A 20074-nucleotide genomic window follows, 5' to 3' on the forward strand; every position below is an offset into this window, starting at 1 on the left:
TAATTTTGACGGCTCGACTCGTCCGGCCATCAGCTCCATAACAACAAGAAGGGAGTGCATCCGTGTTTTCGCAAACTCGGCTGCTTCACGCAGCCCTAACCAACGGAAAGGCTCCCTATGGACAAACCTCGCAAGAAAATTCATGTCGTCGGCGAACGCCGCGCCCAGCTTGACATCAAGCGCTTCGCTGACGCTCTCATGGCCTTCGCTCTGCACAGCCTGAGCACGAAGGCCGAAGCCGACCACACCGCCCAGCCGGCCGCCGCCGAACCTGACCAGAAGCGGCCGTCATGATGTTGGCTGTACTCCTCGCCCTCGGCGGCCTCGCGATCCTGGGCCTGATCCTCGGCGCACGCTGGCTCGACGCCCTGACGTGGCGTCGACGACTGGTCGCTTACCAGCTCCGGCTACCCTCCGGCCTGACCGCCGAGCAGGTCAGCGGGTGGCTGGCGTCCGTCGCGGCCGACTCGCGGCACTGGCCGGTCGGCGTCGAGATCGAAGCCACCCGCGACGGCATCGCCTTCTACTTGCTCACGACCCGCTCACAAGAGACGAGCACGCTGGCCCGGCTCCGTTCGGCGCTCCCCGGCGTACGCGCCGACCTCCTACCTGACTACCTCGAGTCGCGGCCGGCAGTGCGCGCGGCCCGCGAGTTCAGGCTGACGACTTCACAGCGCCCACTCGCGGCCGACCGCGCCGAGGCCGCCGTAACCTCCCTGCTCGCCGGGCTGCACCCCTTCGCGCATGGCGAAGCGGTACGCGTGCAGTGGCTTCTGTCCGGCGGTCGCGTCTTCCTGCCGAGCAAGGAGGACGCGGGCGAGCTGGCCCGCGCGGTGCGCGCCAAGAACGCTGCGCCGGTCTTCAACGCCGTGGCTCGCGTAGGCGTGTCGGCACCGACGCGCGCCCGCGCGGTCAACTTGCTCAGCCGCGTGACCAACGCCTTCAAGATGCTGGACGCTCCGGGCGTCTCGGTTCTCCCGCGGTTGCTGCCGCTGTCGATCGTGGCCGGACGTCTCCAGAGGCGCGTCGTGCCGCTGACCGTCTGGCCGATGCGGCTCAACACCCACGAGCTTGCCGGACTGCTCGGCTTCCCGCTCGGCAACCTGCACCTTCCGGGATTGGAACTCGGCCGCGCCCGACAGCTGCCCCCGCCCGAGGACATGGCGCGCTCCGGGCTGGTGCTCGCAGCCAGCAATTTCCCTGGTGCCCAGGACCGGCCGTTGGCCCTGCGTACCGATGACCGCCTGCGTCATCTCCACCTGATCGGGCCGACCGGCGTGGGTAAGTCCACGCTCATCGCCAACGCCGCACTCCAGGACATCGGGTGCGGCGACGGCCTGATGCTCATGGACCCCAAGAGCGACCTCGTTGCCGACGTCCTGGCCCGCGTACCGGACGACAGGACGAAGGACGTGATCGTCCTCGACCCGTCCGCCACCGACTTCCCGATCGGCTTCAACGTCCTGCAAGTCGGCCGCAGCGAGCACGAGCGGGAGCTGGTTGTCGATCACGTCGTGCACGTTTTCTCGGAACTCTGGCGCTCGTCCTGGGGACCGAGGACGAGCGACGTGCTCCGTACTTGCCTGCTGACGCTCACTCACACTCGCGCCCACGATGGCTCGGCCTTCGCGCTGACCGAGGTTCCCGAACTGCTGCTCAATCCGGCCTTCCGTAAGTTCGTCACCGCGCAAGCCGGCGTTCCGGACTCGGTGCGCTCCTTCTGGTCGGCCTACGAGCACATGAGCGAAGGCGAACGCGCGCAGGTAATCGGCCCCAGCATGAACAAGCTGCGCAGCCTGACCACCCGCACGTCACTCCGCCTGATGCTCGGCCAGTCCACGGGTATCGACCTGACCGACGTGTTCACTGCTCGGCGCGTCGTACTGGTCGCGCTCAGCAAGGGCACGGTCGGCACCGAGACGGCGCACCTGCTCGGCTCCCTGCTCATGGCCGCGCTCTGGCAAACCACCTTGGCCCGCGCCGCCGTGCCCGCCGAGAAGCGCCGACCGGCGTGGGCCTACCTGGACGAGTTCCAAGACGTGCTCCGGCTTGGCACAGACGGCGAGCTGACCGACATGTTGGCCCAGGCTCGTGGGCTGGGTCTCGGGCTGACCCTGGCGCATCAGTACCTTGACCAACTCCCCCGCCAGGTCCAAGCCGCCGTCCTCGGCACGGCCCGCTCGCAAGTCGCCTTCCAACTCGACCACGACGACGCCCGCACGCTGGAGAAGCGCTACGCCCCGGCGCTGACCGCTGCCGACCTCATGGGCCTGCCCGCTCACGAGGTCGCCATCCGACCCAGCATCAACGGCCAGACCCGACCGCCGACGACCGGCATCACTCACCCACTCAGCGAGCCGGACCACGATCCAGCCGTGCTCGCCGAGCAGAGCCGCCAGCGCTTCGGCGTGGCTCGGGTCGACGTGGAGGACGCACTCCGCTCGCGCATCGAAACTCCGGCAACGGGCAAGATCGGCCGCACGCGGCGCGGGAGTGCCTCATGAACCGGGCTATGTCGCGTGTTGGTCTCGGCGTTGGAATCGCTCGGCACCTCGCTCTGCTGTCACCGACGTCAAACCGCGTGCAAGTGCCGATAGCGCCAGCGAAACACCTAGTCCTTCAGGAGGACCAGGTATGACCGCCCGCGCCCGCCGAATCAGCACAGCACACGTCCTGGCTCTGGCCGAGACACTGACCGAACGCGAGTGGTCGATCCTCACGACGGTCAACCTGCTCCGGCTGGCGACCGGCCTCCAGCTCGAACGGCTGCACTTCGCGGAACTGACCGGCAAGAGCCGATCGGTCGTCCGCTGGCGCGTGCTCAAGCGGCTGGTCGACGCCCAGGCGCTCATGCCGCTCACCCGTCGCGTGGGCGGAAGCCTCCACGGCTCGGCGCAGCTCACCTACGCGCTGGACACCGCCGGGGAGCGCCTGCTCCGCCTTCGCCGCAACCTGTCGCAGACCAAGGAGCGCATCCGACGACCGGGGCCGATCGGAGAGCGCTTCGTGGCGCACACGCTGGCGACGAGCGAGCTGTATGTGCAGCTGGTCGAACGCGCCCGAGCGGAGGGCTTCATGCTCGACGACTTCCAGGCTGAGCCCGCCGCGTGGTGGCCGAACGGGGCCGGCGGATGGATGAAGCCGGACGCCCACCTGTCGATCTCGGCAGGTGAGTTCACCGACCACTGGTGGGTGGAGGTCGATCTCGCCACCGAGGCCGTGCCCACGCTGCGCGGCAAGTTTCTCGCCTACATCGACTTCGTCAGCCTCGGACAGCTCGGCCCTGATGACGTTGTGCCGCGCGTCCTGGTCACGGTGCCGACCTTGGAGCGGCGCGACGTGATGACCAGTGTCGTCACCAAGCTGCCCGCTCCCGCCGGTGAGTTGTTCGCCGTGGTGCTGCACGACGAGGCCGTGGGCTGGCTCACCGCGGAACTCAGCGAGGCCACCCATGAGTAGGGAGCGACCGCGCGACTGGTGGGTGATCGCGGGCATGACCGTCACCGCCTGCGCGGCGGCCGTCAGCAGCTTCTCGGGTCTCCGCTCGTTGGCAACGGCGACTGGCTGGCCGGACGCGCTGGCGCCGCTCATGCCGTTCACGGTCGACGCCTACGCCATGACCGCTACCCGCGTGTGGCTGTCCAAGGCCACCGGCTCAACGGAGGCTCGCCGGTTCGCGCGCTGGAACGCCATCGGGGCTATCGGGCTGTCGCTGATCGGCAACGCCGCGTGGCACCTGATTGCCGCGAAGGTGCTCGCCGTGACATGGCCGATCGTCGTGCTCGTCGGAGCCGTCCCGCCCGCCGTCCTCGGACTGCTCTCGCACCTGGCTGTCCTGCGCGTCCAGGACGACGAGGACGAAGCCGCACCGCTCGGTACGGAGCTGTACGAGCACCAGGACGGGACCGATGCCAGCGGGGACGACCTCCTTGAAGCTGCTCGCGCCGCTGACGACGCCCACCGCGCCGAGCACGGCAAGCCGATCACGCGCGACGAGCTGCGGAAGGCACTGCGCGTCAGCACCGGGCGGGCGAGCGAGTTGTTGCGAAAAATACGCGAGCTACCAGAGACCGAGCGCGATATTTCGTGATCGTTGTCAATTCTACTGTACCGAATTCGGTACAGCTCGTGTATATATTTACTCAAGGGGACGCACATGAAAGAACGTAAAAAACCATTACCGAATACACTCGGCCAATATCTAGAGCATGGACGACAGGCAGCAGGACTCAGCCTCCGTCAACTCGCCAACGCAACAGACGTACCACTAACGACAGTCGCCAGGCTAATGAGGGACGAGGTTGAAAGTCCACAAGCCGACCTTGTCCAACAGCTTGCAAGAGTTCTTGAACTAGACGTTGTCGACGCGCTCGCTTACATAGGAGTAGTCCGGCCGCGCGGATTACCGAGCGCCAAGCTGTACCTCCGAGAAAAATTCGGGCTTCGAGGCGAACAACTCGACGAAGCCACCCAGGAGATTCAAGAGATTATCGACAGACACAATAACTAACCGTTCATAGAGAGGAGACTGCTTATGAACGACATTCCACAACCAATCATTAGGCAGCTTCGCTCTCTTATGCCAGTTCGGCCACTTGAGGAGCACGAAGCACGGGGAGTCGCCGAACGGCAGGCGACGAAGCTCCTTGAGCTTCTAGACCAGCATGAGCCGGCGGTTGACGTCGAACTCGTTGGCGAGCTGCCACGGGTACAAGTCAAGGTCGATTCCGCCCTCAGCGGCACGGGCATACTTGGCTTCTCGGATTGGAGTCGTGGCCGCTGGCTCATCGTGGTGAACCGCGATGACAGCCCTACACGACGACGCTTCACGCTCGGCCATGAATTCAAACACGTGCTCGACCACCCATATATCAAGGTGATCTACAGCGAGCTTGGTCGCACCAATAAGGAGCGGGACGAAATAACCGAAAGAATTTGCAACTACTTCGCAGCCTGTGTGCTCATGCCGCGCAATTGGGTCAAACGAGCCTGGGCGAGTGGCATCCAGGGTCCGGCAGCCCTTGCCGCCAAGTTCAAGGTATCGCCAGAGGCGATGGCCATCCGGCTAAGGGAGATCGGGCTTGTCGACCCTTGGCCTCGCTCCATCCACCTACCCGAGCCAAGACGCTCCGTTCGGAGTTACTTCCGTAAGGATAGACCAGCAATGCGGCCCCTAGTCAGTCCAATAACAACTTGAGGAGGAATACTTATGATCAAAACTTTTCTACCAACATATCTCCGGACCGCGGCCGAGAGTTCTGAAGAACTTCTCACCGTCGCCGAAGCGTGCGCCGAGTTGCGCGTCAGCAAGGGGACTCTCTACCAGTACATCCACTCACGCCAGCTCGCCAGCATCAAGCTGCGCAGCCGTCGCCTGATTTCGCGCAGCGCAATCCGTGCACTAGTCGAGAAGCTAACAATCGAGGCAACCACGTAATGGCTCGGCGAAACGCGAACGGCGAGGGGAGCATCTATAAGCGCAAGGACGGAAGATGGGAGGGCGCAGCCTACCTGGGGACTATTAGCGGAAACGTCAAACGCCTTCGCGTTTACGGCAGGACCCGCAAGGAAGCACACGGAAGACTAACCACGGCGCTCGCGCAGGTACAGCAAGGCGTATCACTACCGGACCGCAATTGGAAACTTGCCGAGTATCTAGACAACTGGCTTGACCGTGCCGTGAATGCCGAACGACGACCGAACACCCACAAGCGATATGAGGTAGTAGTCCGACTCTATCTAAAGCCCGCACTCGGCAAGAAGTCGCTGCAGCAGCTTTCCGTGCGAATGGTGAAGATTTCTACAAAAACATACTTGCGAGTGGCGCTTCACGAAACACAGTGTATCAAGCACGGAAAGTTCTCAGCGCCGCACTGACACACGCCATGAGGCAGGAGCTACTGCTTCGCAATGTAGCACGGTTGGCCGAGATGCCACGGTACAAGCCACAGGAGGGACAATACTGGACAGCTCACGAGGTCGTCAGTTTCCTTAGCGCAGCACGGTCAGACCCCTTCTATCATGTTTTCGTCCTGATTATCCTTTACGGCTTACGCCGAGGCGAGGTTCTGGGTATCCGATGGCGAGACGTGGACTTTGAGAAGGGTGTACTACACCTCAGACAGCAGATACAGCGAATTGGCGAAAGGCTCCAAGAGGTAGAGCTGAAGACCGACTCCAGCGAGCGAGACGAACCGCTGTTGGCAACCACGCGTGAGGTGCTCATACGACAGCGGGCTAAGCAGGCGGACGCCCGCCTAGCGGCTGGAGCCGACTGGCTGGGGGCAGGAACCGACGATGAGCTTGTTTTTACAACTCGGACAGGAGGCCCGATTGAACCTCGCAACCTTTACCGCTCGTTCCATCGCATACTCGAAAAACACGGAATCCGCAGGATCAAGCTACACGAACTGAGGCACACCAATGGGACCACTCAAAAGGACCTCAACATTCCGGAGCGCGACACTCAAGCCGTACTTGGACACAGCAGCGTATCGACCACCCGCATCTACCAACACGTAAGTCTAAGCAATAAGCGAGACGCGTTGGAGAAAGTGGAAGACCACTTGCTCGCAGGACAGTTCGCAGTAGATCAACCCGGTAGCCGTCAAAGTCTGCCGTCAACAAAGAAAAAACTCCACCAGCTTGGTGAAGTTCTCTCTGGAGGGCCCACTGGGGCTCGAACCCAGGACACGTGGCTTAAAAGGCCCGGCCAGCACACCTTACAGGAACGCATTACCTCTATAAACCAGGTATCACGAAGGCGTAGACAGACGTGGAAACTCGGATGCGTCACCGTCAAAATTACCGTCAGCCAAACTCCAACGAACTATAGCTCATGGCAAACCATTTGTCTACGCGAGCGGCCGAAAGCGTGGTCGGCATGAGACATCGACCACGAAACCGCGAACGCGGTCCTCCAGCCCCACCAGATGCGCTCCCTCCCTATCTCGACAACCCGAAAGGAGCCGGTCTTGTACCCGCTCATCTCACCCCATCGACCACTCGTGAAGGGATGGCGCTATGCGCATACTCCTCGACCCAACTCAACCCTTCCCCGAAAACACCAAGTTCGCTGTCAGCTACCTGCGCGTCTCGACCAAGGCGCAAACCGAGACCGGCTACGACGAAGAGGGCCTGTCCATCGCGGCCCAACGCGAGGCCAACGAGAAGAAGGCCGAGCAGCTCGGCGCGGTCATCGTGGCCGAGTTCGTAGACGCGGCCGAGTCTGCCAAGACCGCCGACCGTCCCGAGCTCCAAGCAATGCTGAGCTTCATCCGCGAACTGGGTGTCATCAGCTACGTCATCGTGGACAAGGTTGACCGACTCGCCCGCAACCGGGAAGACGACGTGCTCATCAACATGGCCGTCCGCAAGGCCGGAGCACAGTTCGTCTCTTCCAAGGAGAACATCGACGAGACGCCTTCGGGCAAGCTTCTGCACGGGATCATGGCGAGCATCGCCGAGTTCTACTCCGCCAACCTGGCTTCCGAGTCCAAGAAGGGTATGCGACAGAAGGCCAAGTCCGGCGGCACGCCGGGCCACGCGCCCCTCGGCTACCGCAACGTCCGCGAACGCATCGACGGACGCGAAATTCGCACCGTCTCTGTCGACCCGGAGCGTGCCCCGCTCATCCAGTGGATGTTCAGCGCCTACGCCTCCGGCGAGTGGACCATGCGCCAACTCACCGACGAACTCAACCGTCGCGGGCTGCGCATCCCGGCCACGAAGAAGCTCCCGGAACGCCCGCTGCGCTACCAGCACATCGACAAGATGCTCGTCAATCGCTACTACATCGGCTTCGTCAGTTACGAGGGCGTCGAGTACGACGGCCGGCATCCGGCGCTCATCGACTCTGCGACCTTCGAGCAGGTGCAGGCCGTTCGAACCGCGCGCGCTGCGGCACGCGAGAAGGTGCAGAAGCACCCGCACTACCTGAAGGGCTCGATCTTCTGCGGCCGGTGCCGTGGTCGGTTCGGTGTCATGAACGCTCGCAACCGCTGGGGCACGATCTACCCGTACTTCTACTGCCTCGGCCGCGCCAAGAAGGAGGACTGCACACAGTCAACGATCCTGATCAGCGACGTTGAGGCGGCCGTCGCGGACTACTGGTCCCGCGTCCAGCTCAGCGGCCCCCGCATCGCGGACATCCGCGAGCAGGTCATGGCCGAACTGGTACGGCGGCAGCACAGCAACCGGGCTGAGCTCGACAGACAGGAGAAGCGCAGGAAGGAACTGCAAAACCAACAGCTCAAGCTGATCGAGATGCGCTACGCGGATGCCATCACGCTCGAACACCTGAAGTCCGAGCAGGACCGCATCACCCGCGAGCTTGCCCAGGCGCAGCAGATCATCGACCAGTGCTCGACCGAGATCGAAGCAGTCATGAAGGTGGTCGAGGAAGCATTGCTACTCTGCGCCAACGCGCACCGGCTGTACGTCAGCGCGCCGCCCGACGTACGCCGACAGCTCAACCAAGCCGTCTTCGCCCGCTTCTGGATCATTGACGACCAGGTGCACGGCGCAGACCTGACCGAAGGCTTTGCCCACCTTCTCGCGCCCGACCTTGCCACACGGCTGGCCGAGCCGAAGGACGGCGAAGCCGCTAAGATCGAAACCCGTTCACGCCCCGACAGGGGCCAGAGACGATCCACCGGCGCACCGAGCGCCAACCGAGAACCGGTGCGGCCCGAGGACGCCGTACAGCGCCCGAACGGCCCACTTCCCGCCGATACAACGAACCCCGGACCCAACCGGGACCGGGGTTCAAACGTGACCACTTTGGTGTTCAAAGGGGGACTTGAACCCCCACGCGTGGGATATCTCCCGTGTTTGGGGAGATCATGCACTCACTGTAGATCAAAGTGACTGCACACGCATTCTGGCTAGCACGGCGAGAGCCGGAAGCGCCGCCGGCGGTCAGACGCGCCGAACTGCGGGACACCGGAGGAGCTCGCGCTTCCCGGCAGTGCCTCGGCGGCAGACTCGTACGCAGGATACGTTCGGCGGGCATTCCTGCTGGTCACCGGCGCCGCGCCGGGGCCGCTTGCGCCAGGTTCAGCTAAGGCTGGCCGCTTTGAGCCAGAGCGTGAGAGGGATGGCCAGCGGGAGCAACAGGAAGACCAGGAAAGACTGGTCGATGTGCCGCTCGCGTGTCTTAGCTGTGGCGCTGGTTCGACTTTCCTCCAGTGCGGCGGTGAGCCGTTTTTCGTTTTCGCCGGCACGCGAGCGATACCGTCGAGAGAGTCGCGCCAAGAACCAAGCATGGTCGAATTCCCAGACGATGCTTCGATCCTCGAGGCCGATTTCAAGCTGGTTGCCGCGCTCGCGCACGAAGTAGACGTGTTCCCACGTCACACTCGTCGCCCCCAAAGCGTAGACAACCTTCAAGCCGCTGCCGTCCCAGGTGATTCGAGGCCGGAGACCGCTGCGGCGAATCACCTCGAGAAGCACCGCTGTCAACGGCAGGCTCACCGCAAGTGGCGGCAAGCTACCGATGTCGACGACCGCCGGGACGCCGGAGCCGACGAGCACCATGGCAAGGGCGCCCGCCACATTGATCAGCCTGCTGCGCCTGATTTCGCCGTGCACGTGCTTCCTCGTCCGTCTCTTCGGGAGCATTGACGGGGGGAGCCTTCCGCGAGGCAGGCTCCCCCCGTCCCGTCATCAACGATACTTTCTCATGAACTTCGTCTGCTTCCGCCACTTGAGGATGCGGCCTATCCCCCACAGGCGGGACGGGCTGAACTGGCGTCGTGCCGCGAAGTACCGGCCCAACCTGGTCGGTTTCACCAGTCGATGGCTGTGCGCGATCGGGAACCGCGCCTGCGCGACCTTGGACCCTGCGAACCCCAGCGCCCCGGTGATCGCACCGCGGATACCGCCGCCGACCACGTGGCCGACCCAGTTCTCCTGGCGGTGGTTCACTGCCCAGTTGGCCGCACCAAGGCCGGCGCCGACGACGAAGCCGACGCCCACCGCACAGCCGATACCCGCCGTGCCCACGCAGGCAAGGCCGACTGCCACGCCCACCACCACGCCCCGGACGATGCTGTTGTCCAGTGCTTTGCGGGCGAGGTCGACTCCCTTGCTCAGCCACGACCACCATTGCCCGTCCAGGTCGGTCTTGTTGATCGGGTCGGCGCTGACGTAGTCGTAGTCGTTCGCCGACCCTCCGTCGACCGGGTCGACCGAGAGGAACCGGCCCAGCAGCGGGCTGTACGGCCGCGCTCCCATCTGCACCAGCGAGAGACCGCCCGCGTGTTCGGTGAACCGCTGGTGCTGTCCGAGCCAGCCGTAGTCCTGCTGCCCCGGCTGGTTGTCCGGGATCGCGTCCGGCGATACCGCGCCGGCGACGTCGAGCGCCTCGCCGTAAGGGGTGTATGCGAGCAGGCCGCCGACTTGCTTGCCCGCCGCGTCGCACGTGAAGCCGATGTCGCCGCGGACAGTCGGTACGTCCCAGGTCGCCGGAGATGCCGCCTGCTGGTTGTAGAGCACGCCACCTGGCAGGCTGATCGTGCGCGAGAGCAGGCGCTTGTTCACGTCAAGTACGACATCCGCGCTGTCACCCGTGGCGGTGTAGCCATAGAGGACGTCAGTGGCGGTGTCGCCCTGGGTGGCCGCGCGCCGCGTGATCCGGCCAGTGGCGTCCCGCACATACGCGATGTCGGCCGGGTCCGGCCCGGTGATCCGCGCGGTCAGGTTCCGGTCGGCGGAGTCCCAGCCCAGATAGGTCGTCGCGGCCCCGGCGGTGAACTCTGTGGTGTTGCCGTGACTGTCGTAACCGATGCTGGTCAACGCCGTGGCACCGGTGGTCGCCAGCAGCCGATCGGCTGCGTCGTAGCAGTATCCGGTCTCGGCGCTGCCGGCCGCAGTCTGGTCCGTCAGGCGGACTCGGTTGCTGTTCATTCCTGCGTTGGCCTGGCTGCCGCCTGGGCAGCCCGCGGGCGTGGCACCCGCGAAGTCGTACGTGTAGTGATGTCCGCGCACGTACGCTTCGGTCATTCTGCCCGCAGCGTCGTAGCCGTAGTTCGGGCCGTCCGGGCGAGCGTCGATGCCGCCGAGCGACTCGTCGACCACCGTGCCCGCCTTGGACCGCGTCACCTGTGAAACGACAGTGGTGCCGTTGGAAGTCTTCCACGTCAGCGAAGTCAACTGCCCCGCCGAGTCCCTGCCGATGGCATCGAGCGACATGCCGTTGGCGTAGCTCACGCTCGCCGGTTCGCCGGCGTTGTCATAGGTCGACGACGCGAGCACTGTCTCGCCGAGTTTCGTGGTCTGCAGCCGCCCGGCGTCGTCGTAGGTGAACGTCGTCAGCTGCGCTGCATCCGCGGCATTGGGAAATACGACATTTGCCTGAGCGACCCGGCCAACCTGGTCGTAGGCGCTCTCTGTGCGCACGCCGTGGACATCGCTGTAACCGACGACCCGGCCCAGCAGGTCCGTCGTGGTGGTCACCGTGCCGTGGACATCCGACACGGAGGTCACCAGCGGGTCACGGCCCACGGCGTAGTTGGTGGTGACGGTCCGCTCGCCCTCGGCCGTGTTGGCCGGAACCCGTACGGAGGTCACCCGGTCGCGCAGATCGTAGGCGGTGCATGTCCAGTCGCCCGCGAGGGACTTGGCCACCACACGCCCGGACGCGTCGTAGACCTGTTCCTCGACCCGCGCCGCGCCAACCGCCGGCGCCGGTGAAGTCACCGACTTCGGCAGCCCGCCCTGCGGAACTGCCGGGCTGCCCGGTACGCAGGGGTTTGCCCGTGTCTCCGTGTCGCCGTAGTGGGCGGTCGTGGTGACCGCGCCCGACGGCTGTACCTTGGTCAGCCCACGGAAGTATCCGGTTCCCGGCGCCTCGTAAGTGGAACCGGTGGTAAGCCGTACGCCGCCGGAGCCGGTGCTGCCGGCCACGGCCAATCCGTACACAGGATCGACACCGCCGTCGGTGAACGAAGTTGACGACACCTTGCCCGGCACGCCGGCCGACTCGTCGGTGGTGACCGACGTGGTGTGCCCGTAGCGCGGCTTGAGCTGGGTTCCCGGAATCGCCTGTTGGGTGCCGGACGGTGTCGTCCAATGCAGCTCCAGCTGCGCAGTCAGGTCGAATTCGTAGTAGTCGACGCGGATTCGCTTGGCCTGACCGGCAGCATCGGCGTGCACCACGCCTTGACGCCAGGCCGGTGTGGTGTTGCGCCAGTCGTCGATCACCAGCCGGTCGTCCACCCACACGCGAACGCCGTCGTCGGCGAGCACCCGCAGGGTGTAGTCACCAGCCGCCGGGAACACCAGGTCCCCGGTTGCGCGTAACGAGAAGTGGTCGGCGGGAACGGCAGTAGGCGCATCGCTGTTCCAGTTCTTCACGAACGAACCGTCGGCCGTGCCCAGCCCGGTCGTGTACGCCTTGGGTGAGCCGGCTAGCTGATCGTTGCCGTACCAGGTGACGGCGAGCCCGTTGATGCCCTCGTCGTAGCCGGTCCGCGTGTGCGGCACGGTCGCCGCGCATGCCGCGGTCGGTACCTGCCCGCTGAAGCAGGACGTCGGGGCTGGCCCGTAGGTGTCGACCGGGCGGTCCGCGTAGTCGTACACCGTGGTGGACGTTCGATTGGCCGCGTCGGTCGTGCTCAGTTGCTGGTCTTTGGCACTCCAACTCTGCTGGGCGACCTTGCCGGTGGCGTCGGTCGTGGTGAGAGTCCGGTCGGCGTCGTCATAGGTGACCTTCGACAGGAAACCGGTGGCGGGGTTCAGCCCTGCAGCGGTGACCTTCGTCGTCTTCGCCGCCGGGTCGTAGATGTATCCGTGCTGCGGACGCGGCTGCCCCGGCGCCGGGGCGCCCGACCGCACGGAGGTCGCCTTCGCCTTGCCCGCGACGGTTTCGTAGGTGATCTCGGCGTTCAGGTCGGTCAGTCCCGCGCGGTTGGCCGGGTCGGCAGCGATCCAGTCGTTGACCAGCGAACTGCGTAGGGTGGTCAGCAGACCGGCGGCATCGTAGCCGTAGTCATTGATTTCCGAACCGGGATCTTCGATCCGTGAGAGCTTCGCCTGGCTGTACCAAAGCCGTGTCTCGGTTCCGTCCCAGTAACTGATGCGGCAGAGCATCTGTGACGGCGCGGTAGCGTCCGCGCCGGCCGGCGGAGTCGCGCCGCCATAACAGTCGTCACCGGCGCGGTTGTAGTGCAGGATCTGGGATCGCTGCGATACCGGATCCTTGATCTCGCGCAGCCGCGATGGCGCGCCATCGTAGACGTACTGAAGCGTCGCGGGTTTGCGGCTGTCGAGGACGCCGGTCTGCGACTCCACCTTGCCGTCGGCGCGGAAAACGTACACGCTTCCGGCCTCGGTGAGCGTCACCCGTCCGGCGGCGTCGAGGCCGAGGATACCGGTCTCGCCGTCGGGTGCGGTGTAACCGCCCGCGCTCTTCTTCGTCCAGGTGTGCTTGGACCCAGTGGCGTCGGTGAGCACCACCGTCTGGTCGGTGACTTTGGCCTCGGTGTAACTCGACCCGTCGCCGTCGAGATCGGCCGAGACGGACCAGCCCTGCGGGAGCACGGGCAGATCGTTGGTGTAAAGCCAGTCAGCCGGCACGATCTGCGGCACGACCGTGGTGTTGTCGGACGTCCGCACGAACAGGCGCATCTTCGCCGAACCGGTGGCCTCGGCGCTCTCCACCTTGATCGGTACCCGCTGGCCCGCGGTCAGGGAGACGTTGGTGGCCTGGGTCCAGTTCAGATCACTCGGAGTGCCGACGTCGTAAATCTTGGCGTTGTTGAGCCATACGACCGCGCCGTCATCGTGAACCCCGGCAAACTGGTAGGTCCCGGTGACCGGGGCCTGGAAGAAGCCTTCCCAGCGGGCGACGAACCAGTCCGCAGGCAGGGCTGGGGCAAACGGCGAGTCGACACCCCAGTCGACGTTGACCTGCGGTTCGGTGCGCACAAGCACCGGCTGCTGAGCGTCACTGATGAGGCCGTTGTGCGACAGGTCGACGAAGTAGGACGCCTTGAGGCCCTTGTTCTCTCGCTGCTGGGAATTGTAGGTGAGTGTGACGCCCGCGCTCCCGGCGACCGTGGTGAAGGTAGGTGTTGCCTGCGATGCCGTGACGTTGCCGTTGGCGAGGTTGACGCTGATGGGGCCGGCAGTGTCCGCCGGCGCCGGGCCGTGGTCACCGATGCGCTGGTCGATCTTGAAGTGGCCCACCCAGGCCGGGGTGATCGTGGTGGTGCCGCTGTAGGTCATCGCCTGCCAGGTGTAGGCGACGCCGTCCTGCAGGATTCCGGCCGGCACGGTCCACGTCGGGGTGGTCAGGCAGCCCGACTCCACCACGACTCCGGACTTCGCGTCGGCACCGGTGGCGATGCGGAAGCAGTACTTGACCTGCTCGCCGTCCGGGTCGGTGACCGGGTTGACCGACAACGTCGGGGTCAGCGACGTCGACACCAAGCCGTCGGCCGGAGCCACCATCGTGGCGGCTGGGGCCGGGGAGCCGGTATCCACGGTCAGGGTGGCGTTGAGGTTCTTGTAGGTCCAGGTACCCGGGTTCTCGGCACCGATCATCATGAAGAAGACCGAGCCGTCGCGGGCGTTGACCCGGTCACGGATGAACCCCGTCATCCCTTCGCCGACGAAGCTGCCGACGTCACCGACCAAAGCGCTGGTCATATACCCGCCGACGCCGTTGAAGTTGAACGCCGACGCGTGGTAGAGATTCGCGTTCCACGTCTTGACCGAGCCGACCACGCTGGTGTTGCGCGTGAGGTCCATCCGCGCGCCGACCACGGTCTTGCCGAACAGCGGCGAGTAGTCCATGTGGAAGACGCTGCGGTTGTAGGTGTCTCCGTTGGCCTGGCTGTTGCCGATCCGCAGGCCGCAGGCGTCGCAGTTCGTGCCGTCGGAGCGGTAGGAGTGCGACTCGGTGACGCCGTAGGTGAACGTCGGGTCAACGAACACCGGGTAGACGCGCTTGGGGTCGCGCAGCCAGTCCGGGTCGACCGCGACGGTCAGCCACCAATCCGCGCCGGCCTTGTCCAGGGTGTAGACGCCGCCGGTCATCGCCGGGGCTGTCTCACCGTGGCCCGCGGAGTCCCAGGTCTCGATCGGCGGCAACACGATCTTCGCCGCCCCGCTCTTGTCAGCCAGCGTGACCGACCCGTTCTTCTCCAGCTTCGGCGTCAGGTCACCGGTGGTGAGCTTGAACTTCCACGACGACCGCCCATCCGACGGCAGCCGCTTGAGCTTGATGGTCTCCTTCACCGCGCCCGGCGTGACCTCGTAATCCAGGTCCGTGCCCGCGGCGACCTCCGGATAGGTGACCGAATCACCCTTCACCGCGGCGGTCGCCGGGGCGGCCTGGTCCAGCGCCAGGCCAGCGGTGTGGCCGCCCGATTCGACCTGCAGCACCGCGGCGTCGTCGGCTTTGGTGGCCAGCGAGGGGCTCAGCGGGTGGTGGTCGGCGTCGGCGCGCTTGGTCGCCGGGTCGGTGGCCAGGATGGTCTGGACCGGCTGCCACTGGCCGTGCTCGTCCTGCACGTTCAGCGGCTGGTTCGACTGCCGCACCGAATGCGTGCCATCGACGTTGACGTACTCGGTCGTGAACATCGACCGCGACACCGGCGTCGACCGCTGCGGATCGAAATGCGTTCCCGCGCCACCGTCCAACCGGCTCGACGCGGCGAAATCCGCCTTCGACGGCGCCTGCGGCGCGACGGGAGCGGGCGGGGCCGAAGGCAGCAACCCGACGTCACGCGCATCGATCGGCTTCGGTGCTTCCGCCAGGCGCGGCGGGGCCGCGATCGCTTCGGCGCTGCCGACGAGCAGCGTCATCGTCAGGGCGAGCACGATCGCTCTGACCCAGCGGACCAGATGGACAGGACGCGACAACCGCAGCACGGCCAGTTCCTCCCCCGGCGACCCGGCATCCGCCGCGGCCGCCCCCAATGGCCCGCGGAGCACGACTGCCGCCGCGGGATGGTGCCGGGCGCTCCGCACACGTCGTGCCCGGTTCGCCCCGAGGTCGGGAATTCCCGTCCCTCGCCCGCACCCTGCATCGCCGGAACCTCACACCGTCGTTACACCGTCGAGTGAGATGAAGCCCACAGTTGCCAGTCGATCACCGATCCGGTAGAAGCGCTGCTCACCGCCCGTCTGAAGGCGAAGGCTCACCGGCTACGATCGCAGCCGGTCCCGCCTTCGCCGGACCACATACCGCCCCTTCGACAGGAGACCGATGCCCCAGCCCGCGCTCGACGCCCCGGACGTCACCGCACCGATCCCGCGCACGACCGCGAAAGTCCGGCGCGACGCCGCGCCTCGGGTCGGCGTCGCGGCGCTGTGGGTCTTCGCCGCCGCTCCCTTCGCGCTGGCGCTCCTGGCGGCCGTGCGCGCGCCGAAGATGCACGTGCTGCTCGACTACTGGCACGTCTTCGCGAAGATCACCGACGACAACGGCGGCCTGCTGCTCGGCCAGGTCTTCACCTACCACCTCGACCAGCCGTTTGTCGTGCCTTCCTTGCTGTTCTACGCGGACGCGGCGTGGTTCGGCGGGGACAACCGGGTCCTGACCGTCCTGACGATCGTCCTGCTCACGGTCGCGGTGCTCGCTCTGCGAACGATGCTGCCGCGACACCTGAACCCGACGACACGGGTGGCGTTGACCGCGGCGATGTCGTGGCTGCTGTTCACTTCCCACGCCACCGAACTGTGGCTGCAGGGCACGAACGGCATCAGCTGGGTCCCCGCGATCACGTTCTGCACGATCGCGATCGCCTGCGCCCACCACGGCCGCCCGATCGGCGCGTCCGTGGCCGCTGTGCTGGGCTGCCTGAGTTTCGGCGCGGCGTTGCCGATCTGGTTCGTCCTCGCCTTCATCGCCTGGCTGCGCAAGGAAACGCGGCTCCGCATCGCGATCCCCGCAGCGGCCGGGGTCGTCATCCTCGCCGCGTGGTGGCTCACCAAACCGGCCGGGGCGCAGTCCGGAGCGACGGACGCTTTCGACCCGGACGGACGGCTGTCCGTCGTCGCCGCCGCGGTCGGCGGGTTGTGGTCAGTGGACATCGCCGTCCTCGCTGTCATCGCCGGAGGCTGCACGATCGCCCTGCTCGCCCTGCTGCTGCACCGCACGATCGACCGCCGCCCGGCCGAAACCGACGCAGGCTGGGCCGGCCTGGCCGCCTACGCCTTCGCGCTGGCCCTGATGCTGGCGCTCGGCCGGACGACGACGAATGTTCCCGGCGGCAACGTCGGGCTGATCAGCCGGTACGTCCTGGTCGCCGCACTGGCCACCATCGCGGCGCTCGTCCTGACCACTGTGCACCATCCACAGTGGCCGAAACGGTACGTCGTCACGGCGGTCGTGGCGCTGTCCCTGGTCACGCACGCCATCGGCGGCGCCAAGGCCGACGAAGTCCGCCGCAGCTACGCGTCACTCAACCTGTCCGCAATCGCCCTGCGCGTCGACGCACCCGCAGCACTGGAAGCCCTGCACATCCAGCGCGCCGCCGCCCCCGCCGCCCGCACGCTGGGGGCCTACCCGTTCAACGACAGCTTCACACTCGGCTGCCACGGCCCCGAACTCGGCACCCACCTCAACCTCACGACCGCACAACCGGCCTCAGCCGGTGCCCTCGACGCCCCCGCCACCGACGCCGGCACCATCATCACCGGCTGGGCCGCCATCAACGGCACCCGCCCGGACTGCATCCTCATCACCGACCAAACCGGCACGGTCACCGGCGGCGGTATCACCGGCCTGCCGCTCACCGCCGGACAGACCACGAAAGCCACCCCCGGCGCGACGGCGTGGCAGGCAACGTCCGGCCCGGCCAACGGGCCACTGACCGTGCTCGCCGTCCAGGGCGGACGCCTCCACCCCATCATCTGAATCTCCATCTGCATAGCCAGCACACTTTGTCCACAGATCCTCGGCCATGCGCAGAACCGGGAAACTCCCCATCCCTTCCACATTCCGTCGCTCCAATTGGACCCGACCTGAGGTTCGTAATAACACGTTCGTCAGCGAATAGAACGTTATACAATCCAGCCTCGGCCGCGCTGATCGGGCGAAGACTTCCCAGCCCGCCGTCATGCGACCTCGGCTGGAGCCTCGCTCCAGCGTGATCCTCGTTCGACCGCCCTCAAAGCCAGCACCGTCACCGACGGAGACCGTCGACCTGCTCGCACAGTGGATCACCGTCAGCAACTCCACCCGCACCTCTCCCCCATCCGAGCACACCAGTGGATTGCGGTTCGCCTTCCACGACCGCACCTCGACCACCCACCATCAAGATCGCGTGTCATTCCAGGGCTGGTAGCGCGACATGGCGGAGCACCTCATCGCCGGACACGGTCAGATCATTGCCGCTTACTTCGACACCTGCACCTCACGCCGCGTCCCGTGGCGACAGCGACTACAGGCCGCCCAGCTCACGACCGAGGCGTCGAGTCCGGAGTGCCCGATCGATGCGATTGAAGTCGGCGATTACGAACGTGCCTTCACCGGTAATCAGTTCGCCACCCTCTACAGCCGGTGCACCCGGCACGGCATCCAGCTGTGGCTGCCCGAAACCGGGGGGCCCGGTCGATCTCGGCAACCGGGACCACCGGGGACAGATGGTGCCGCTGGCCACCCAGTCACAGCGCGAGGTCCTCCGCGCCCGCCACCGAGTGCTGGCGGCCATGCACAACCAGGCCACCCAACAGGCCCGGCGATCACCTCGGTCCGGGCCAGCGGGGTGTCCGGGCAGCCATGGAGCCTCGATGCCCAACCGAACAACAGACGACCGAGCCCGACGATTCGTTGCGTGTGATCGCCCTCAATGTGGCCGACGACCTCGCCGAACTAGCCAGGGTGCGTGCCTGGGCCGACCACTTGCTGCAGGACCTGCCCCGAAAACCTGCGGGTCGAGAGCTCATGGTGATCGACAAGCTGACCTCGAACGCGCTCCGCACCGGGCGAAGCCGGGTTCGACCGGCAGCTCGATCCTGTTGATCGCCGGTGCCCCAGGTCCCCACTTCCGACGACCGATGTCCGACCCGCAACACCCGACGGATCTTGCTGCCGCCGGCTATGGGCCGCTGTGGATGAGCGGTGCCCACAGGTCGGCGCGGTCGGGGTGTTCGTCGCGCAGGTCGCGAGTGATGTGGTGCAGCGCCGAAGCGGCGTGGTCGGCTACCGGGGTGTCGGGCATCCGGTGGTAGAAGGCGGCTGCGGCTTTTGCGGCGATGCGATCGTCGAGCGGCCAGAGGCTGGCGATAACGTGCCGGTACCCGGCCACCTGGAACGCGGAGGCCAGGTGGAGGACCTCGTCGGCAAGCCATGTCCCACCGTGTGCGGTGGAGCACGCGGACAGGTAGGCCAGTTCGGCGTGCGCCAGCCGGAGGCGGCTGATGTCGGGCAGGGGCAAGGTGCCGTCATGAAGACGCAGCCCGCTGAGTGACGGGGTGGCGAGGTCCGCCCTGGCATGGCAGGCGAAGTGCGCCCAGGTGGCCTTCGCAATGCCGGCCAGGACGCGCGTCGTGGTGGCGTCGTGGTCGATCAGGGGTGTGCCGTCAGCGTGAAGGGCGTGCAAGACGGCGGCCTCGGCTGCGGTACCGGGTAGGTCACGCAGGCCGGGCGTGCGGGTGAGGGCGACGGTGAACTGGTGGCGAGCCGTGGCACGGGGACGTGCGCGGGCGTGGGCCAACGCTCGGAGGGTGGGGGTGTAGGAGGACACGACACGGTCGAGGGCGCCCGGCTCACCGGGGTGACCGGCGGCGTGCAGGGGGAACAGGCCGAGCAGCCCGATGGGCATCCACCAAACCCTCGGCAGCGGCGCGGCGGTACCGCTCACCGAAGGAAGCGTGTCGACGACACGGCTGACGAACGCGTCCCAAAGCCAGCTGAGAACGTCTCGCAGAACACGATGGCGACGTAAGACGCTCGACAGAGAACTGCCGTCGTGGGTGACGTCCATCAATTCCCGGGCCTGGGAAAATACGTCGTTGAGCACGAGGTCGGGCAGTGGAACGCACACGGGCTCGGCGTCGCCGGTGACGACGATCGCGTCGCTGCGCCGCCTCCCGGCGTTGACCAGTACCACTGCACCGC

13 protein-coding genes, 1 tRNA gene and 1 pseudogene are annotated in these 20074 nt (G+C 66.0%); 11 read left to right on the top strand and 4 right to left on the bottom strand.

Annotated features, from left to right (window positions below; genetic code table 11):
• Window positions 1-117 precede the first annotated feature (117 nt).
• The 9 genes and pseudogenes from AB0M82_RS00340 to AB0M82_RS00380 all read left to right on the top strand — a co-directional run.
• A complete protein-coding gene (locus tag AB0M82_RS00340; RefSeq protein WP_364716005.1) occupies window positions 118-294 on the top strand; it encodes a hypothetical protein in 177 nt (58 codons plus the stop codon).
• Window positions 291-2504, top strand: a complete 2214-nt coding sequence (locus tag AB0M82_RS00345; RefSeq protein ID WP_364716008.1) for a type IV secretory system conjugative DNA transfer family protein — start codon at window positions 291-293, stop codon at window positions 2502-2504. Before AB0M82_RS00340 ends, AB0M82_RS00345 begins: the two co-directional genes overlap by 4 nt.
• A 130-nt stretch (window positions 2505-2634) precedes the next feature.
• On the top strand, window positions 2635-3459 hold the full coding sequence (locus tag AB0M82_RS00350; protein ID WP_364716011.1) for a replication-relaxation family protein: 825 nt from the start codon (window positions 2635-2637) through the stop codon (window positions 3457-3459).
• A 34-nt stretch (window positions 3460-3493) separates the two neighbouring features.
• On the top strand, window positions 3494-4090 hold the full coding sequence (locus tag AB0M82_RS00355) for a DUF2637 domain-containing protein (RefSeq protein ID WP_364716013.1): 597 nt from the start codon (window positions 3494-3496) through the stop codon (window positions 4088-4090).
• A 66-nt stretch (window positions 4091-4156) separates the two neighbouring features.
• Entirely contained in the window at window positions 4157-4510 is a 354-nt protein-coding gene (locus AB0M82_RS00360) for a helix-turn-helix transcriptional regulator (RefSeq protein ID WP_364716015.1), read from the top strand.
• A 24-nt stretch (window positions 4511-4534) separates the two neighbouring features.
• Window positions 4535-5197: an ImmA/IrrE family metallo-endopeptidase gene (locus AB0M82_RS00365; protein WP_364716018.1), complete on the top strand. Its 663-nt coding sequence runs from the start codon at window positions 4535-4537 to the stop codon at window positions 5195-5197.
• Between the two features lie 12 nt (window positions 5198-5209).
• Entirely contained in the window at window positions 5210-5437 is a 228-nt protein-coding gene (locus AB0M82_RS00370; protein WP_364716020.1) for a helix-turn-helix domain-containing protein, read from the top strand.
• A complete protein-coding gene (locus tag AB0M82_RS00375) occupies window positions 5437-5877 on the top strand; it encodes a hypothetical protein (RefSeq protein ID WP_364716023.1) in 441 nt (146 codons plus the stop codon). The genes AB0M82_RS00370 and AB0M82_RS00375 overlap by 1 nt, the downstream gene beginning before the upstream one ends.
• A 53-nt stretch (window positions 5878-5930) precedes the next feature.
• Window positions 5931-6512: pseudogene (locus AB0M82_RS00380) on the top strand (site-specific integrase); the annotation flags it as partial.
• A 149-nt stretch (window positions 6513-6661) separates the two neighbouring features.
• Here the strand turns inward: AB0M82_RS00380 and AB0M82_RS00385 are convergent.
• Window positions 6662-6759 (bottom strand) — tRNA-Lys (locus AB0M82_RS00385).
• 264 nt (window positions 6760-7023) lie between these two features.
• Between AB0M82_RS00385 and AB0M82_RS00390 the strand changes: the two genes are divergently transcribed.
• Window positions 7024-8868 carry a recombinase family protein gene (locus tag AB0M82_RS00390; protein WP_364716025.1) on the top strand — a complete coding sequence of 615 codons (1845 nt, stop codon included), beginning with the start codon at window positions 7024-7026 and terminating at the stop codon, window positions 8866-8868.
• 189 nt (window positions 8869-9057) lie between these two features.
• Here the strand turns inward: AB0M82_RS00390 and AB0M82_RS00395 are convergent, their stop codons facing one another.
• Both AB0M82_RS00395 and AB0M82_RS00400 read right to left on the bottom strand, forming a co-directional pair.
• Window positions 9058-9591, bottom strand: coding sequence for a hypothetical protein (locus tag AB0M82_RS00395; protein WP_364716027.1), 534 nt, complete (start codon window positions 9589-9591; stop codon window positions 9058-9060).
• A 75-nt stretch (window positions 9592-9666) separates the two neighbouring features.
• Window positions 9667-15879, bottom strand: a complete 6213-nt coding sequence (locus tag AB0M82_RS00400) for a PA14 domain-containing protein (protein ID WP_364716029.1) — start codon at window positions 15877-15879, stop codon at window positions 9667-9669.
• 337 nt (window positions 15880-16216) lie between these two features.
• On the opposite strand from AB0M82_RS00400, the gene AB0M82_RS00405 reads away from it, so the two are divergent.
• A complete protein-coding gene (locus tag AB0M82_RS00405) occupies window positions 16217-17869 on the top strand; it encodes a DUF2079 domain-containing protein (protein ID WP_364716031.1) in 1653 nt (550 codons plus the stop codon).
• A gap of 1183 nt (window positions 17870-19052) precedes the next feature.
• Here the strand turns inward: AB0M82_RS00405 and AB0M82_RS00410 are convergent.
• A complete protein-coding gene (locus AB0M82_RS00410; RefSeq protein ID WP_364716033.1) occupies window positions 19053-20066 on the bottom strand; it encodes a CHAT domain-containing protein in 1014 nt (337 codons plus the stop codon).
• Window positions 20067-20074 lie beyond the last annotated feature (8 nt).

This window comes from Amycolatopsis sp. NPDC051128 (genome assembly GCF_040682715.1).
In the GTDB taxonomy this organism is placed as follows: Bacteria; Actinomycetota; Actinomycetes; order Mycobacteriales; family Pseudonocardiaceae; genus Amycolatopsis.

Bases quoted from the DNA above. Each gene is read 5' to 3' on its own strand.
- AB0M82_RS00390 (WP_364716025.1), top strand. From the start codon at position 7,024: ATGCGCATACTCCTCGACCCAACTCAACCCTTCCCCGAAAACACCAAG.
- AB0M82_RS00360 (WP_364716015.1), top strand. From the start codon at position 4,157: ATGAAAGAACGTAAAAAACCATTACCGAATACACTCGGCCAATATCTA.
- AB0M82_RS00350 (WP_364716011.1), top strand. From the start codon at position 2,635: ATGACCGCCCGCGCCCGCCGAATCAGCACAGCACACGTCCTGGCTCTG.
- AB0M82_RS00370 (WP_364716020.1), top strand. From the start codon at position 5,210: ATGATCAAAACTTTTCTACCAACATATCTCCGGACCGCGGCCGAGAGT.
- AB0M82_RS00405 (WP_364716031.1), top strand. From the start codon at position 16,217: ATGCCCCAGCCCGCGCTCGACGCCCCGGACGTCACCGCACCGATCCCG.
- AB0M82_RS00365 (WP_364716018.1), top strand. From the start codon at position 4,535: ATGAACGACATTCCACAACCAATCATTAGGCAGCTTCGCTCTCTTATG.
- AB0M82_RS00340 (WP_364716005.1), top strand. From the start codon at position 118: ATGGACAAACCTCGCAAGAAAATTCATGTCGTCGGCGAACGCCGCGCC.
- AB0M82_RS00355 (WP_364716013.1), top strand. From the start codon at position 3,494: ATGACCGTCACCGCCTGCGCGGCGGCCGTCAGCAGCTTCTCGGGTCTC.
- AB0M82_RS00345 (WP_364716008.1), top strand. From the start codon at position 291: ATGATGTTGGCTGTACTCCTCGCCCTCGGCGGCCTCGCGATCCTGGGC.
- AB0M82_RS00375 (WP_364716023.1), top strand. From the start codon at position 5,437: ATGGCTCGGCGAAACGCGAACGGCGAGGGGAGCATCTATAAGCGCAAG.